Source organism: Pelomonas sp. Root1237 (genome assembly GCF_001425055.1).
Lineage (GTDB): Bacteria > Pseudomonadota > Gammaproteobacteria > Burkholderiales > Burkholderiaceae_C > Pelomonas.
Genome location: NZ_LMDK01000018.1, coordinates 279,710 through 296,397, shown reverse-complemented (window position 1 = coordinate 296,397; position 16,688 = coordinate 279,710). Strand labels below are relative to the sequence as shown.

General features: G+C 66.7%; 14 protein-coding genes. 12 read left to right on the top strand and 2 right to left on the bottom strand.

Going from position 1 to position 16,688, the window contains the following annotated elements; translation table 11 throughout:
- The first annotated feature begins 11 nt into the window (after positions 1 to 11).
- From ASC91_RS22035 to ileS, 10 genes are all read left to right on the top strand, one after another.
- Positions 12 to 500 carry a YajQ family cyclic di-GMP-binding protein gene (locus tag ASC91_RS22035; RefSeq protein WP_056201983.1) on the top strand — a complete coding sequence of 163 codons (489 nt, stop codon included), beginning with the start codon at positions 12 to 14 and terminating at the stop codon, positions 498 to 500.
- A gap of 41 nt (positions 501 to 541) precedes the next feature.
- Positions 542 to 1,171 (top strand): TIGR02281 family clan AA aspartic protease, encoded by a 630-nt coding sequence (locus ASC91_RS22030; RefSeq protein ID WP_235532060.1) that lies wholly within the window; start codon positions 542 to 544, stop codon positions 1,169 to 1,171.
- A 56-nt stretch (positions 1,172 to 1,227) separates the two neighbouring features.
- Positions 1,228 to 4,032, top strand: coding sequence for an XrtA/PEP-CTERM system TPR-repeat protein PrsT (gene prsT / locus ASC91_RS22025; protein ID WP_082532908.1), 2,805 nt, complete (start codon positions 1,228 to 1,230; stop codon positions 4,030 to 4,032).
- 172 nt (positions 4,033 to 4,204) lie between these two features.
- On the top strand, positions 4,205 to 5,113 hold the full coding sequence (locus ASC91_RS22020) for a PEP-CTERM sorting domain-containing protein (protein WP_056201975.1): 909 nt from the start codon (positions 4,205 to 4,207) through the stop codon (positions 5,111 to 5,113).
- Positions 5,114 to 5,258: 145 nt separating this feature from the next.
- Positions 5,259 to 6,458: an acyl-CoA dehydrogenase family protein gene (locus tag ASC91_RS22015; protein WP_056201972.1), complete on the top strand. Its 1,200-nt coding sequence runs from the start codon at positions 5,259 to 5,261 to the stop codon at positions 6,456 to 6,458.
- Positions 6,459 to 6,474: 16 nt separating this feature from the next.
- Positions 6,475 to 7,602 (top strand): acyl-CoA dehydrogenase family protein, encoded by a 1,128-nt coding sequence (locus ASC91_RS22010; RefSeq protein WP_056201969.1) that lies wholly within the window; start codon positions 6,475 to 6,477, stop codon positions 7,600 to 7,602.
- 49 nt (positions 7,603 to 7,651) lie between these two features.
- Positions 7,652 to 8,206 carry a DUF3617 domain-containing protein gene (locus tag ASC91_RS22005; protein WP_056201967.1) on the top strand — a complete coding sequence of 185 codons (555 nt, stop codon included), beginning with the start codon at positions 7,652 to 7,654 and terminating at the stop codon, positions 8,204 to 8,206.
- Positions 8,203 to 8,940 (top strand): 16S rRNA pseudouridine(516) synthase, encoded by a 738-nt coding sequence (locus tag ASC91_RS22000; protein WP_056201964.1) that lies wholly within the window; start codon positions 8,203 to 8,205, stop codon positions 8,938 to 8,940. Before ASC91_RS22005 ends, ASC91_RS22000 begins: the two co-directional genes overlap by 4 nt.
- A 21-nt stretch (positions 8,941 to 8,961) precedes the next feature.
- Positions 8,962 to 9,978: a bifunctional riboflavin kinase/FAD synthetase gene (locus ASC91_RS21995; protein WP_056201961.1), complete on the top strand. Its 1,017-nt coding sequence runs from the start codon at positions 8,962 to 8,964 to the stop codon at positions 9,976 to 9,978.
- Between the two features lie 73 nt (positions 9,979 to 10,051).
- The gene (ileS, locus tag ASC91_RS21990; protein WP_056202503.1) at positions 10,052 to 12,874 is read left to right on the top strand and encodes an isoleucine--tRNA ligase; all 2,823 of its coding nucleotides are present in this window, start codon (positions 10,052 to 10,054) and stop codon (positions 12,872 to 12,874) included.
- Between the two features lie 124 nt (positions 12,875 to 12,998).
- Here ileS and ASC91_RS21985 read toward each other — a convergent pair whose 3' ends face one another.
- A complete protein-coding gene (locus ASC91_RS21985) occupies positions 12,999 to 13,505 on the bottom strand; it encodes a hypothetical protein (RefSeq protein WP_056201958.1) in 507 nt (168 codons plus the stop codon).
- 113 nt (positions 13,506 to 13,618) lie between these two features.
- On the opposite strand from ASC91_RS21985, the gene lspA reads away from it, so the two are divergent.
- Positions 13,619 to 14,113 (top strand): signal peptidase II, encoded by a 495-nt coding sequence (lspA, locus tag ASC91_RS21980; RefSeq protein WP_056201954.1) that lies wholly within the window; start codon positions 13,619 to 13,621, stop codon positions 14,111 to 14,113.
- Positions 14,114 to 14,196: 83 nt separating this feature from the next.
- Positions 14,197 to 15,666: an ATP-binding protein gene (locus tag ASC91_RS21975; RefSeq protein ID WP_056201951.1), complete on the top strand. Its 1,470-nt coding sequence runs from the start codon at positions 14,197 to 14,199 to the stop codon at positions 15,664 to 15,666.
- 4 nt (positions 15,667 to 15,670) lie between these two features.
- Here ASC91_RS21975 and ASC91_RS21970 read toward each other — a convergent pair whose 3' ends face one another.
- Positions 15,671 to 16,660 (bottom strand): quinone oxidoreductase, encoded by a 990-nt coding sequence (locus tag ASC91_RS21970; RefSeq protein WP_056201948.1) that lies wholly within the window; start codon positions 16,658 to 16,660, stop codon positions 15,671 to 15,673.
- Positions 16,661 to 16,688: the final 28 nt, after the last annotated feature.

Sequence of the window (16,688 nt, the reverse complement as noted above, 5' to 3'; positions counted from 1 at the left end):
CGACCTCCCAAATGCCCAGCTTCGACACTGTTCTCGAGCCCGATCACGTCAAGATCCGCAATGGCGTGGACAACGCCATCAAGGAAATCGGCACCCGTTTTGACTTCAAGGGCACGGGCGCCAAGGTCGAGCTCAAGGACAAGGAAATCCACGCCACGGGCGACAGCGAGTTCCAGCTGGAGCAGATCGAGGCTGTGTTGTACGGCAAGCTGACCAAGCAGGACGTGGTGATCAGCTTCCTCGACAAGGCCGAGAAGATCGAAAAGCTCGGTGGCGACAAGGTGCGCCAGGTCTACAAGATCAAGGAAGGCATCGAGGCAGCGCTGGCCAAGAAGATCGTGAACTCGCTGAAGGAAAGCAAGCTCAAGGTCCAGGCCAGCATCCAGGGTGATGCCGTGCGCGTGACCGGCAAGAACCGCGACGACCTGCAGACCGGCATCGCCCACCTGAAGAAGAACTTCAGCGACACGCCGCTCACCTACAACAATTTCCGCGATTGAGCATGCGCCGCTTTACGGGGCTCATTGCGCCCCTTCTCCTGTTGCTGGCCACGAGCCGCGCCCCGGCGCAGCCGCTGCCACCCCCGCCATCGCAGGTCCAGCTCAATGGCATGCTGGGATCACGCGCGGCCCTGTTGGTCATCGACGGTGAGCCGCGCACTGTCGAGGTCGGCGCCATGGTCAAGGGCGTCCGGTTGATCTCACTGGAGGATGGTCGCGCCGTCGTGGAATACGGCGGTCGGCGCCAGGCTCTCGCCCTCGGCGCCGCACCGGGCCGAGTGCTTGCGCAGAATGCCGCGCCGCCGCGCCAGATCGTGCTGCCCGTAGGCCCCGGCGGACATTTCACGACGCTGGGCATGATCAACGGCCAGGTCACGAGCTTCCTCGTCGACACCGGGGCGACCAGCATCTCCATCGGCCAGATCGAGGCCGAAAAGCTGGGCCTGCGCTATATGTACGGCAGGCGCATCGTCACCCAGACGGCCAATGGCGTCGTGCCGGCCTATCAGCTCCAGTTGGCGAGCGTGCGCATCGGCAGCGTCGAGGTTCGCGACGTCGAGGCCATCGTCATCCCCGGCCTGATGAGCCATGTGCTGCTTGGCAACAGCTTTCTGAACCGCTTCCAGATGCGGCGCGAGAACGACGTCATGACTTTGGAGCTGCAGCACTGATAGCAGCGGGCGGCTTCTGCAAGAATCCGGCGCCCCTCCCTAGCCGGTCCGCCTCGATGCCCCTTCAACCCGCCTTGCTGTCTGGCCTGCTGGCCGCCCTGTTGATTGCCGGCGCCCCCGCCGCGCTCGCCCAGGACGCCGCCAAGGCCTCGCGCTTCTACGAAGACGCTCTGCAGCGGTATGAAAAGCGGGACATTCCCGGCGCCATCGTGCAGCTGAAGAACGCGCTGCAGGCCGACAAGAGCCAGCTCTCGGTCCACGTGCTGCTGGGCAAGGCCTTGCTGGCCGACAGCCAGCCGGCGGCGGCCGAATTCGAGCTGGGCGAGGCCATCCGCATGGGCGTCAACCGCGCCGAGGTTGCCGTCGCCCTGGTCATGGCGCTGAATGCCCAGGGCAAGCAGTCCCAGGCGCTGGAGGACCCACGCATTCAGCCCGCCGGCCTGCCATCCGGCATCCAACAGCAGCTCATGCTGGAGCGCGCTCTGGCTCAGTCCGATATGGGCGATACCAAGGCCGCACTGGCAAGCGTGCTGGATGCACGTGCGCTGAACACCAGCGACGTGAACAGCTGGATCGCCGAAGTCCCGCTGCGGGTGCGCGGGCGCCAGTTCAACGAGGCCCATGCCGCGGCCGACCAGGCACTCAAGCTCTCACCCGACAACGCCGAGGCTCTCTATCAAAAGGCATCCGTCTTCCATGCCAACGGCCAGGTCGCCCCGGCGCTGGCCGGCTATGAGCGTGCCCTCAAGGCCCAGCCCAAGCATGCCGAATCCCACCTGGGCCGCGCCGGCCTGCTGATCGACCTGAACCGCGACGCCGAGGCGCTGGCCGAGGTCAACGAGCTCCAGACCATCAAGCCCAACGATCCGCGCGGCGCCTATCTGCGTGCTGTGCTGGCCGAGCGCGCCAACGACGCGCCCACTTCACGGGCCGCGTTGAAACGGATCACCGACCTGCTGGACCCCGTCCCCATCGAGTACATCCGCTACCGCACCCAGTTGCTGATGCTCAACGGCCTGGCGCACTACAGCCTGGGCGAGCTGGAAAAGTCCAAGCCCTTCCTGGAACTGGCCTCCCGCCAGCAACCCGGCAGCCCTCTCGTCAAGCTGCTGGCCCAGGTCGCATTGAAGGAACCCAACGTCAACCGCGCCGTCGAATTGCTGGACGCCTACGTGAAGGCCCGGCCGGGCGACGGCCAGGCATTGCTGATGCTGGCTTCCGCCCACATGAGCCAGGGGCGGCACTCGCGCGCCGTCGCGCTGATGCAGGACGCGATCAAGGCCAAGGATTCGCCGGAGTACCGCACGGCTTTGGGCCTGTCCCTGCTGCAAAGCGGGAAGGCGACACCCGCAGCCGACGAACTTGCCAAGGCCTACAAGAGCGACCCCAAGCAGACCTATGCCGGGCTGGCGCTGGTCACCCTGTATCTGCGCGAAGGCCAGGCCCCCAAGGCCCTGGCCGTGGCCGATACCCTGGCGCGCGCCAACCCGAACAATGCAACCGTCCTCATGGTCCAGGCCTATGCCAAGACCCAGGCGGGCGACTATCCCGGCGGACGCTCCGGCTATGAGAAGGCGCTCAAGCTCGATCCGCAGCTGATGGAGGCCCGCCTGGGCCTGGTTCGCATCGACACCGTGACTGGCAATTTCGAAGCCGCCAACAAGCGGCTGCGGGAAGTTCTGAAAAATGACGAGCGCAATACCAATGTGCTGTTCGAACTGGCCCTGCTGAACGAACTGTGGGGCAAGGACGACGAGGCACTCAAATGGCTGGAAAGTGCCGCAGAGGCCAGCAGCGCCCGCGAAACGCGCGCCAATTTCGCCCTCGTCGCCTGGCACCTGCGCAAAGGCCAGCCGGCCCGCGCGGTCGACGCGGCCAAGTTCTTGCTGGCCAAGCTGCCCGAGGATGTCGAAGCCCTGCAGGCCTATGCCAGCGCCCAGGCTGCCAACGGCGACGCGGCCGGGGCCAAGACCACATTGACCAATGCCGCCCGCCGCGCCGCCTTCGATGCACCGCGCCTGCTGGAAGTCGCGCGCCAGCAAGTCGGCATCAAGGACTACGCCGGCGCTGCCTACAGCCTTGACAAGGCTCTGAGCGGCAACCCCGACTATCTGCCGGCCCAGGCCATGCTCGCCAGCATCGAGCTGACGCAGGGCGATGCGGCGAAGTCGGAGCAGCGCGCCAAACAGGTCATCCAGGCAGCGCCCAAGTCGGCGCTCGGCTACAACCTGCTTGCCGAAGTCGCCACCTACCGGGGCCAGGCCACGGCCGCCATCGACGCGCTGCGCAAGGCCCATGACATCGAGAAATCCCAGGCCAGCCTGGTGCGTTTGATGCGCGCCGTCGGCAACCAGAGTGGTCCCAAGGCCGCCGTCGAGCTGGGAGACGCCTGGCTCAAGCGCAGCCCCAGCGACCTCGCGGTGCGCAACGCCGTCGCTGTGCAGCACTTGCACGCGCGCGACTTCGCCGCTGCGCGCAAGCAGTACGAAGCCATCCTGAAGCAGCGTCCCAACCATGCCGAAACGCTGAACAACCTCGCCAACGTGCTGATGGAGTCGAAAGACCCCGGCGCCTTGGAGATGGCCGAGCGCGCCTACAAGGTCGACATCCGCAACCCCATGTTGATGGACACCGCCGGTTGGGCCAACCACCTCGCCGGGAAACCCGATCGCGCGTTGCAATTGCTGCGCGACGCCCGCCTGCGCGCGCCCGACAACCCCGACATTCGCTACCACCTTGCCGCGGTGCTCGCCAAGGCGGGGCGCAGCGGTGAAGCGCGCGAGGAACTCCGCGCCGCTTTGCGCACCGTGAGTTTTGCCTCGGCCGAGGACGCCAAGAAATTGCTGGCCACCCTCAACTGAGGGGGCGAAAGGCCTTATTTGGCTGTCGGTTGTTCTTACAATTTCCAACAGTCACCACCCTGATCAAATTGGCAAGACATTGAAAGTCAAGGAGTTTTCTGGTTTGGCATCAAGCTTGCTAGAAACCTCTCGAATGCGAATAAAAGCTGGTGACAGCCCAAAAGGAAAACCGATGAAAGCCCAAAAGTCCCGCTGGATTGCCCTGAGCGCCCTCGTCGCCGGCTTGAGCCTGGCTTCGAGCGCCCAAGCCTACTGGGGCCTGGACACCACGCCCACCACCACGGTCGGCGATAGCGGCAACGCCGCCTACACGGTTCAGATGTCGGGCTTCTACGCCTCCAACGACGTCAACAACAAGGTCAATGGCAACTGGACCAGCAGCGCGCTGACCCAGTTCGCGGGCAACGGCCAGGGCATGTACACCGGCACCGACAACGGCTCGCCCTATCACGCATTGGACAATAACCAGAATACCGAGGCGGTGCTGTTGAGCTTCAGCGCTTCGACCGTGCTGAGCAGCGTCGGCCTTGGCTTCACGTCCAACGTCGAGATCAGCTGCAAGAACACCACCACGCAGGCGATGACGTACCAGAACGGCGGCACCTGCGGTGCAGGTACCACGCAAGTCGGCACCGGCCTGGTTGATGTGTCCGTGTTCCGCTGGACCGGTGCCGCAGCGCCCACGCTGACTGGCGCTGCAGCCGGCACGATGGCTGGCTGGGAACTGGTTGGCAACTATGGCGACATGGTTCAGGACACCAGCAATCCCTACAACTCGGTCAACGGCGCCGGCAAGACGTCCAGCTGGTGGCTGATTAGCGCCTACAACTCCGGTTTTGCTCAGACGGCCGGTGGCGCCAACAGCATCGCGACCGAAAACCGCGCCACGCTGACCAATGGCGACGATTTCTTCAAGCTCTACGCCGTGGCCGGCACCAAGTGCACGCAAGCCGTCGATTCCAAGGGCGTCTGCGGTGGCACCAACCTCAAGCTGCCCGAGCCCGCCTCGCTGGCCCTGACCAGCGTCGCTCTGGTCGGTGTCGCCGGCCTGCGTCGCCGCAAGGCAAAGCTCGCCGCCTGATCCGAGTCATCTCGACTGAAAGCCGCCTCCGGGCGGCTTTCTGCTTTCTGGAAACCAGCTCGCTGTTCTGTCCCAGGCCGGACAGCCAGGATGCGAACGACCGTGCTAAAAGCCGGGTATTCCCATCACGACAATACGGCGAGACATGGACCTCAACTTCACCGATGCGGAGCTGGCCTTCCGCGCCGAGGTGCGCGACTGGGTGCGCGCCAACCTGCCGGCCGATATCGCCCACAAGGTACGCAACGCGCTGCGCTTGAACAAGGACGATCTGCAGCGCTGGGCCAAGATCCTCGGCGCCAAGGGCTGGCATGGCTGGGCCTGGCCCAAGCAGTTCGGCGGCCCAGGATGGAACGCCGTGCAGCGCCATCTGTTCGAAGAGGAATGTGCGCTGGCCTGCGCGCCGCGCATCGTGCCCTTCGGCCCGGTCATGGTCGCGCCGGTCATCATGGCCTTTGGCACGCCGGAGCAGCAGCAGCGCTTCCTGCCCGGCATCATGAGCGGCGAGGTCTGGTGGAGCCAGGGCTATAGCGAACCCGGTTCGGGCTCTGACTTGGCTTCGTTGAAGTGCCGCGCCGAGCGCCAGGGCGACAAGTTCATCGTCAACGGCCAAAAGACCTGGACGACGCTGGGCCAGTACGGCGACTGGATCTTCTGCCTGGTGCGCACATCGACCGAAGGCAAGCCGCAGACCGGCATCTCATTCCTGTTGATCGACATGAAGACGCCCGGCGTCAGCGTCAAGCCCATCATCATGCTCGACGGCGAGCACGAGGTGAACGAGGTCTGGTTCGACAACGTCGAGGTGCCCGCCGAGAACCTGATCGGCGAGGAAAACAAGGGCTGGACCTATGCCAAGCACCTGCTCTCCCACGAGCGCACCAACATCGCCGACGTGAACCGCGCCAAGCGCGAACTCGAGCGGCTCAAGCGCATCGCCAAGGCCGAAGGCCTCATGGACGACCAGCGCTTCCGCGACCAGATCGCGCTGTGCGAAGTCGACGTCGTCGCGTTGGAGATGATGGTGCTGCGCGTGCTTTCGGGCGAGCGCACCGGCAAGCAGCCGCTGGACGTCGCGGGCCTGCTCAAGATCCGCGGCAGCGAACTGCAGCAGCGCTACACCGAGCTGATGATGCTGGCCGGTGGCCCGCTGGCCCTGCCCTATGTGCACGAGGCCATGGAGGCCGGCTGGCGAGGCGACCAGTGGCTGGGCGGTGCCTGGATCGGCGGCGCCATGCACGCCATCCCGCTGACCGGCAACTACCTGAACGTCCGCAAGACGACGATCTACGGCGGCTCGAACGAAGTGCAACGCAACATCGTCGCGCAGACGGTGCTTGGCTGAGCGGGAGACAAGACAAATGGATTTCGATTTCAGTGAAGACCAGGAAGCTCTGCGCGACGCGGTGCGCCGCTTTGTCGACAAGGACTACGCCTTCGAGCGCCGAACAAAGATCGAGCGCGCTGGCGGTTTCGACCGCGCCGCCTGGGACGGCCTGGCGGGCCTGGGCCTGACCGCGCTGGCAGTGCCTGAGGCACACGGCGGCATGGGCTTCGGCGCCGTCGAGGCGATGGTGGTCATGGAAGAGCTCGGTCGCGGCCTCGTCATGGAGCCGGTGGCGCAGGGCGCGCTGATCGCGCCGGCGCTGCTCGGACGCGCGCCCGATGAACTGCAGGCCACCTGGCTGCCACGCATCGCCGGTGGCGAGGCCCTCGTCGTGCTCGCGCACCAGGAGGCCAAATCGCGCTACCGCCTGAATCAGGTAGCCACGCGCGCCGTCGACGGCAAGCTGACCGGCGTGAAGAGCCTGGTGCCGGCTGGCGACATCGCCGACGCCTTCATCGTGCCGGCCCGCGTGTCCGGCACCGACGACGCCCCGCACGGCGTGGCCCTCTACCTCGTTGAGCGCTCGGCGGCTGGCGTGCACACGCGGCCCTATTCGCTCTATGACGGCTCGCGCGCGGCCGAGGTCCACTTCGACAACACGCCCGCCCAGCTCATCGCCGGTCCCGACCAAGGCCTGGCCCTGCTGGAACTGGCCGCCGACATCGGCATTGCCGCGCAGGCTGCCGAGGCCATCGGCGTCATGGAGAAGTACCTCGCGCTGACCGTCGAGTACATGAACACGCGCAAGCAGTTCGGCGTCGTGATCTCCAGCTTCCAGGCACTCAAGCACCGCATCGCCGACGTGAAGATGCAGCTCGAACTGGCCCGTTCGATGAGCTACTACGCCACGCTGCGCCTGGGTGACGCGCCCGCCGTGCGCCGCCGCGCGCTGTCGCAGGCCAAGGTGCAGCTTGGCAACTCGATGCGCTTCGTTGGCCAGCAGTGCACCCAGCTGCACGGCGGCATCGGCGTCACCGACGAATACGCCGGCAGCCACTACTTCAAGCGCCTGACCGTCATGGAGATGCAATGGGGCGACACCATGCATCACCTGGGTCAGGTCAGCCAGAGCATGTTGGATACTGCGGGCGTGTTTGCCTGAGCGTGAAGGAGCCAAGGTCTCACCACGCTTTCATTCGGGAGACCTTGCCATGATCGCTGCTCGCTGTATTGCCCTTTCCCTGGTCGCGCTGGCGACTTCCGCCTCGGCCCAGATGATGAAGCCGGGCCTGTGGGAGATGAAACAAACCACCCAGGTCGACCCCGAGCGCAAGGCGCAGATGGAAAAGGCCCAGAAGGCCATGGAGAGCATGCCCCCGGCTCAGAAGCAGATGATGCAGGAGATGATGGCCAAGCGCGGCGTCAGCATGGATTTCGCGGGTGGTGCGGTCACTGTCAAGAGCTGCCTCACCGAGGAGCAGGTCAAGCGCGACCTCACGCCCTCTCATCCGGCCGGCAACTGCACCCACGATGTCCGCCGCAGCGGCAATGTCATCCACAGCCATTTCGTCTGCACCGACCCGGCCACCGAGGGTGAGGGCACGACCACCTTGCAAGGCAACACCGCCTTCACCAGCGACGTCAAGCTGACCCGCCAGCGCGACGGCAAGACCGTGACCACGGCCGTCAGCGGCGAAGGCCATTGGATCAGCGCCGACTGCGGCAACATCCAGCCCATTCAGGCTCGGCCCAAAGCCACGCCGTGAAGCAGCGGCTCTCACAGATCCTCTTCAGCCAGGGCTTCGGAACGCGGCGCCTGTGCGCAGGGCTGGTATGGAACGGCGAGGTGTCGGTCAACGGCGAAGTCGTCGACGACCCGGAGGCCGAGTTCGAGACTCAAGGCATGCGCTTCACGGTCGGTGGCCTGGAGTGGCCCTGCTACGACAAGGCACTGATCCTGCTGAACAAGCCGGCCGGCTACGAATGCTCGCAAAAGCCCAAGCACCACCCCAGCGTGCTCAGCCTGCTGCCAGCGCCGCTGCGCGAGCGCGGCGTGCAGCCCATCGGTCGGCTCGATGAAGACACGACCGGCCTGCTGCTGCTGACCGACGACGGCACCTTGATCCACAAGCTGACCTCGCCCAAGCACCATGTGCCCAAGGTCTACGAAGCGCGCTGCAAGCATCCGCTGACGGCGACCATGGTCGAGCAGTTGCTGGCCGGCGTCGAGCTGAAGGAGCCAGAGAGCAAGCTTCCGGCCAAGTTCCAGCGACCGCCCGAGATCAGCAAGGCCGAAGGCGCCGAGATCGCCGACGAGACGCTGCTGCGGCTGACCCTTGTCGAAGGGAAATACCACCAGGTCAAGCGCATGGTCGCGGCCGTCGGCAACCGCGTCGAGGCCCTGCACCGGCCGCGGTTCGGCGCGCTGACGCTGCCGGCCGACCTGGCGCCCGGCCAATGGCGCTGGGTGGCGAGCCCTGCGGAGGTCTGGGGCCAATGACGCAGCGGGGACAATGAGCCCATGCGAGTTTTCAGAGGCTTTCACCACCCCGGCATCGCACCTGCCTGCGCACTGACCATCGGCAACTTCGACGGCGTGCACCGCGGGCACCAGGCCATGCTGGCGCTGCTGCAGTCAGAGGCCCGCCACCGCGGGCTGCCGACCTGCGTGCTGAGCTTCGAGCCGCATCCGCGCGACTTCTTCGCCGCCAAGGCCCACAAGCCCGAACTCGCGCCCGCCCGCATCGCCAATCTGCGCGACAAGCTCGTCGAGCTGGAGCGCTGCGGTGTCGACCAGGTCGTCATCCTGCGCTTCGACGAGGCCCTGGCCTCACTGCCGGCGCCGGACTTCATCCGCCAGGTGCTTGTCGACGGCCTGGGCGCTCGCTATGTGCTGGTCGGTGACGACTTCCGCTTTGGTGCCAAGCGCCAGGGCGACTATGCGACGCTGGATGCCGCCGGCCAGGCGCGCGGCTTCGACGTGGCCCGCATGATGAGCTACGAGGTGCACGGCCTGCGCGTCAGCAGCTCGGCCGTGCGCGAGGCGCTGGCCGCGGGCGACATGGCGGCCGCCGCGGCGCTGCTGGGTCGGCCCTATGCCATCTCGGGCCACATCACGCACGGGCGCAAGCTGGGCCGCCAACTGGGCGAGAGCGCCCCCGGCGCGGCCGACGGCTTTCGCACCTTGAACCTGCGCTTCGACCATGACAAGCCGGCCGCCCAGGGCATCTTCGCGGTGCTGGTGCATGGCCTGACGCCCGAGCCGCTGCCGGGCGTCGCCAGCCTGGGCCGGCGGCCCACCGTCGAAGATGCCGGCCGCGTGCTGCTGGAGGTGCATTGCCTGCGGTGGCCCCTCGGCCCCGAGGGGGGCTACGGTAAACTCGCCCGCGTGGAACTGCTGCACAAACTTCGCGACGAAGCCAGGTACGACGGGCTTGAAGCGCTCACGGCTGCCATCGCAGCCGACACGGCGGCGGCGCGCGCCTTCCTGGCCACCCACGCCGCCCAGCGACGCCAGACCACGCGCGACCGAATTTGAAGCGGCTCCCCGCCGCTCTTCGCTCCGCCCTCCCCGCTTCTTGATCGCCAGGCACGCCGCCTGGCCGCATGCCATGACCACCCCGGACTACCGCTCCACGCTCAACCTGCCCGACACGCCCTTCCCGATGCGCGGCGACCTGCCCAAGCGCGAACCGGGCTGGGTCAAGGCCTGGGACGAGCAAGGCCTGTACAAGCGCCTGCGCGACGCCCGCTGCGGCGCGCCGAAGTTCGTGCTGCACGACGGCCCGCCTTATGCCAATGGCCAGATCCACATCGGCCACGCGGCCAACAAGATCCTCAAGGACATGATCGTCAAGGCGCGCCAGCTGGCGGGCTTCGACGCGGCTTACATCCCAGGCTGGGACTGCCACGGCCTGCCGATCGAGAACCAGATCGAGAAGACCTTCGGTCGCGGCTTGCCGCGCGACGAGGTGCAGGCCAAGAGCCGCGCCTACGCCACCGAGCAGATCGACGGCCAGCGCACGGACTTCAAGCGCCTGGGCGTGCTGGGCGAATGGGACAACCCGTACAAGACGATGAACTACGCCAACGAGGCCGGCGAGATCCGCGTGCTGAAGCGGATGTTCGAGCGCGGTTTCGTCTACCGCGGCTTGAAGCCTGTGTACTGGTGCTTCGACTGCGGCTCGTCCCTGGCCGAGTTCGAGATCGAGTACGCGGACAAGCAGTCGCCGGCCGTCGATGTGGCCTTCCTGTCGGCCGAGCCCGAGAAGCTGGCCGCCGCGTTTGGCGTGGCGCCGCTGACGAAGGACGCCTTCACCGTCATCTGGACGACCACGCCCTGGACCATCCCCGCCAACCAGGCGCTCAACCTGAACCCCGAGCTGCCCTACGCGCTGGTCGACACGGCCAAGGGCTACTTCGTCGTCGCAGAGGCGCTGGTGGAGAAGTGCCTGGCGCGCTGGCAGCTCGAAGGCAGCGTCGTCGCCGTGGTGCCAGGCCGCAAGCTGGAGCTGCAGAAGTTCAAGCATCCGCTGGCCCACGTCGACCCCGGCTATGACCGCGAAAGCCCGGTCTACCTGGCCGACTACGCGACTGCCGAAGACGGCACCGGCGTCGTCCACTCCGCACCCGCCTATGGCCTGGACGACTTCCAGTCCTGCGTCGCCCACGGACTGGCCTTCGACGACATCCTCAACCCCGTGCAGGGCAACGGCGCCTACGCCGCCGACCTGCCGCTGTTCGGCGGCCAGCACATCTGGAAGGCCAACCCCGTCATCGCCCAGGCGCTGCAGGACGCCGGCCGCCTGATGGCGCAAAGCAAGCTGACCCACAGCTACCCACACTGCTGGCGGCACAAGACGCCGGTCATCTACCGTGCGGCGGCGCAGTGGTTCGTGCGCATGGATGAGGGCGACGGCTTGTTCACGACGAACAAGGCGCCCGACAGCCTGCGCAAGACCGCGCTGGCCGCTATCGAAGCCACCAGCTTCTACCCCGAGAACGGCCGCGCCCGCCTGCACGACATGATCGCCGGCCGTCCCGACTGGTGCATCTCCCGCCAGCGCAGCTGGGGCGTGCCGCTGCCTATCTTCCTGCACAAGGACACGGGCGAGGCGCATCCGAAGACGCTGGAGTTCATCGAGCGCGCGGCCCAGCTGGTGGAGCAGAACGGCATCGAGGCCTGGTCCAAGCTCGACGCCGTCGAGTGGCTGGGTGCTGAGGCGGCCCAGTACACCAAGGGCAACGACATCCTCGACGTCTGGTTTGACTCCGGCTCCACCTTCGAGCATGTGCTCAAGGGCAGCCACCAGGGAGCGGGCCACGACAGCGGCCCCGAGGCCGACCTTTATCTCGAAGGCCACGACCAGCACCGCGGCTGGTTCCATTCGTCGCTGCTGATCGCCTGCGCCCTCTATGGCCGCGCGCCCTACCGGGGGCTGCTGACGCACGGCTTCGTCGTTGACGGCCAGGGCCGCAAGATGAGCAAGTCCATGGGCAACGTCGTCGCGCCGCAAGCCGTGTCGGACAAGTTCGGCGCCGAGATCCTGCGCCTGTGGACGGCCGCAACCGACTACTCGGGCGACCTCGGCCTGGACGAAAAGATCCTGGCCCGCGTCGTCGACAGCTACCGCCGCATCCGCAACACGCTGCGCTTCCTGCTCGCCAACGTCAGCGACTTCGACCCGGCAACGGACACGGTCGCACCCGGCGATCTGCTGGAAGTCGACCGCTACGCGTTGGCTCGTGCCGCCGAATTGCAGGCCGACATCCTGAGCCACTTCGAGCGCTACGAGTTCCACCCGGTGGTGTCGAAACTCCAGGTCTACTGCTCCGAGGACCTCGGCGCCTTCTACCTGGACGTGCTGAAGGACCGCCTCTACACGACCGCGCCCAAGAGCCTGGCCCGCCGATCCGCACAGACGGCGCTGTGGCAGATCACGCACGCCATGCTGCGCTGGATGGCGCCTTTCCTCAGCTTCACGGCCGAGGAGGCTTGGACGATCTTCGGCAAGGGCGAGAGCATCTTCACGGAGACCTATTGGGACTTCGGCAAGACGGATTTAGCGCTGCTGGCCAAATGGCATCGCATCCACGAGATCCGCGATGAGGTCAACAAGGCCATCGAGGCGGTGCGCACGACGGGTGCTGTCGGCGCCTCGCTGCAGGCCGAACTGGTGCTCAAGGTAAACGAGCAGGACCAGATGCTGTTGGCCAGCCTGGGTGACGACCTGCGCTTCGTCTTCATCACGTCGGCCGTGCGCTTGGCATCAGCAGGCGAACTGGGCGTCGTCGTCACGCCCAGCGCCCATGCCAAGTGTGAGCGCTGCTGGCACTACCGCGCCGACGTCGGCAGCATTGCGGCTCACCCGACGCTCTGCGGGCGCTGCGACAGCAACCTCTACGGCGCGGGCGAGACCCGCACCGTCGCGTAAGCACGCGCTGGTTTTTGACGCGGACCGACGCCGGGCCGTCCCAAGTCGGCCCGCAGGCGATGTGCATGCGGCTCAATGCCGCATGCATCGCCGTCCCCTCGGGGGCTGAGGCCGGACGAGGGGCTCACGGGAACGCAGGCACGTTCGGCTCCATCCCCTCGAAGTGCGCTTCGGGGTGGGTGCGAGCCAGCAGTTCCTCGATCTCGGTGATGCGCGAGCGAGGCACGTCGACGATGAGCAGGTATTGGCCTTGCTCGATGGCCGCCTCGAAGCGTTTCAAGCGCCGGCTCGGCGTGGAGCTGCCGATCATGCTGGACGACCAGGTGCCCAGCATGGCGCCTACGGCCGCCAGGCCGATGACGACCGCCGCCGGAGAGGCCGCGCTGATCGCCAGGGCCGCCGCAACGCCGCCCGCGGCGCCGAGGCCGGAGCCGATCAGCGCGCCGTTCTGGGCCGCCTCGACCAGGTCAGAGGTCTGCAGCACATTGGCCGCGTGAAGACCGTCCATCGCGGCACCTTCGGCGGCGACGAAATGGATGTGGTGTTCGGTGATGCGGGCGAGCAACAGCTCGTCCATCGTGCGCCGCGCGCTGCTCAGGTGGGGCAGCAACCAGTAGATGCGCTTTCGCATGGGATCCTCCAGCGAGCAGGGAGAGTTCCGCTTCTACGCCGCTTCTCCTGCGCCTACAAGCCCCGGCTCGGCGGCAAGTTACATTGGCGGCCCTCGCCTCGCGACCCCATTCCATGCCTTCTCGCTCGTCGTCCTCGTCCTCCGGCCTGACTTCCTGGCTGCTGATTGCCGCCCTCATCATCCTGGCCGACCAGCTCACCAAGGTGCTCATCCTGCGCACCTTCCAGCTCGGTGACGTGCACCCAGTCACCAGCTTCTTCGACGTCGTGCGCGCCCACAACTTCGGCGCCGCTTTCAGCTTCCTGCATGGCGCCTCCGGCTGGCAACGCTGGTTCTTCCTCGGCCTGGGCCTGGCCGCGGCCGGCTTCATCATCTGGATGCTGCGCCGCCACGGCCACCAGAAGCTGTTCGCTTGGGCGTTGACGCTGATTCTGGGTGGCGCGCTAGGCAATGTCATCGACCGCGCCATCCACGGCTACGTCGTCGACTTCATCCAGGTTCACGCTCGAAGCTGGTATTTCCCTGCTTTCAACGTCGCCGACAGCGCCATCACCGTCGGCGCCATCCTGCTGATCCTGGACGAATTGCGCCGAGTGCGCCGCGGTTGAACCTGCGCGGCGCGGCCGCGCAGTAGTTCACGGGCGACAGATGTGACGAGCGGTGACAATCGCGCGCCTCTCAACGCGCCCACATGCTCCTCGACTTCGCCAGCCTGAGCCATTACGACTGGCTCGACGTTCCTCTGTGGGTCTTCGACCCCGAACAACAGCGCAACCTCTGGGCCAATGCCGCAGCCCTGCGCTTCTGGCATGCCGACAGCGCCGAGGAATTCCTGTCGCGCGACTTTTCCGAGCATGGCGATGCCGTGCGCGAGCGCCTGGCCGTCACGGCGGCCGACCATGCGCAGGGCAAGATCGTCCGCGAGCAGTGGACTCTCTATCCCAAGGGCGAGCCGACGACGGTCATGCTGGTGTCGCGCGGCATGCGCACGCCGGAACGCCGTCAGGTCATGCTGTTCGCGGCCGATTCGCTGGGCGGTGGTGCCGATCTCGCCATGCTGCGCGGCGTTGAGGCTGTGCAACACACCTCGGTGCGCATCGCCGTTTTCGGCCTCGGCCAGGGCGAACTGCTGATGCGCAACCCGGCCGCGGCCCTGACGTTCGGTGATACGCCGCCCGGCCCCGACCAGACCGAGTTCACCCGCCTGTTTGCTCACATTGGCGATGCCGCCAGCATCCTGGGCCGCGTGGAGCGCGGCCAGACCTGCCACCAGGACGTCGAGTTGCAGACGCTGGCCGGCCTGCGTTGGCATGCACTGGACGCGCGGCCCATGCGCGACCCGGTCACTGGCGACACGGTCATGCTCTTCAATGCCCACGACATCGCCGATCTCAAGGCCAGCCAGGCGGCCCTGGTCGCCGCACGCGAGGCCGCCGAGACTGCCAGCCAGGCCAAGAGCAGCTTCCTGGCCAATATGAGCCACGAGATCCGCACGCCGATGAATGGCGTGCTCGGCCTGACCGAACTGGTGCTGCAGACCGAACTCAACGAGCGCCAGCGCCGCTTCATCGGCATGGCCCACCAGTCGGCCAAGGGGCTGATGACCATCATCAACGACCTGCTGGACGTGGCCAAGATCGAGGCCGGCCGCATCGTCATCGACGAGCAGCCCTTCAGCCTGCACGACTGCCTCGGCGAATCCCTGCAGCCTCTGCTGCTACAGGCGCATGACAAGGGCATCCAGCTGCACGCCCGCGTACAGCCCGGCGTGCCGTCGTGGCTGGTCGGCGACGCGCTGCGGCTGCGTCAGGTGCTGATCAACCTGATTGGCAACGCATTGAAGTTCACCGAGCGCGGCGAAGTGCGCATCGAAATCGCCCTGGCCGACGCGCGCGACGGTGACGGCCCCGACCGCCTGCGGCTGCGCGTGGCCGTCACCGACACCGGCATCGGCATGACGCGCGACCAGATCGGCCAGATCTTCGACCCCTTCACCCAGGCCGATGGCAGCATCACGCGCCGCTACGGTGGCACGGGCCTGGGGCTGACCATCGTGCAGCGACTCGTCAGTCTGATGAGTGGCGAGATCACCGTCGAGAGCGAGCCCGGCGTCGGCTCCTCCTTCAGCTTCGAGCTGCAACTCGGCCGGGCGCCGGCTTAAAGTTTCAGGGCAGCAGCACGGCGCTGCCCACCAACTGGCGGGCTTCCAGATCGCGGTGGGACTGGGCCGCGTCCGCCAATGCATAGCGCTTGTCGATGCGGATCTTGACCTGGCTGCTGGCCACCATCTCGAACAGCTCGTCGCCCATGGCCTGCGTGGCCTCGCGCGTGGCGATGTGCGTGAACAGCGTCGGCCGTGTCACATAGACGGAGCCCTTGGCCGCCAGCGTGCTCACGCTGAAGGGCGGCACGGGGCCCGAGGCGCCGCCGAAGCTGGCCAGCAGGCCGAAGGGCGCCAGGCTGTTCAACGAGCCCTCCCAGGTGTCGGCGCCGACCGAGTCGTAGACCACCTTCACGCCGCGCCCGCCGGTGATCTCGCGCACCTTGGCGGCGAAGTCCGTATCACGGCGGTAGTTGATGGCATGTGCCGCGCCGTTGTCCAACGCCAGCTGGCATTTCTCGTCGCTGCCTGCGGTGCCGATGAGCTGCAGGCCCAGTGCGCGCGCCCACTGGCAGGCAATCAGCCCGACACCGCCGGCCGCCGCGTGAAAGAGCACAAAGTCGCCCGGCTGCAGGCCACCCTGGGGCAGGGTCTTGCGCAGCAGGTATTGCACCGTCAGACCCTTGAGCATCATGGCCGCGGCGGTCTCGAAATCGATGGCGTCAGGCAGTTTGAGCACGCATTTGGCGGGCATCACACGAGCGGTCGCGTATGCCCCCGGTGGATTGCTGGCATAGGCCGCGCGGTCGCCGGCCTTCAGGTGGGTGACACCCTCGCCCACCGCCTCGACAACGCCCGCGCCTTCCATGCCCAGCCGCGCCGGCAGCGGCAAGGCGTAGGTGCCGTTGCGGTGGTAGACGTCGATGTAGTTCAGCCCGCAGGCCTCGTGGCGGATGCGGATCTCGCCCGGACCTGGGGCGCCGACCTCCACGTCCATCAGCTTCAGTTGCTCGGCCCCGCCCGGAGCTTCGATGACAACGGCTTTTTCACTCATGCGGCGTCTCCTGTTCGCGAGTCCGGTA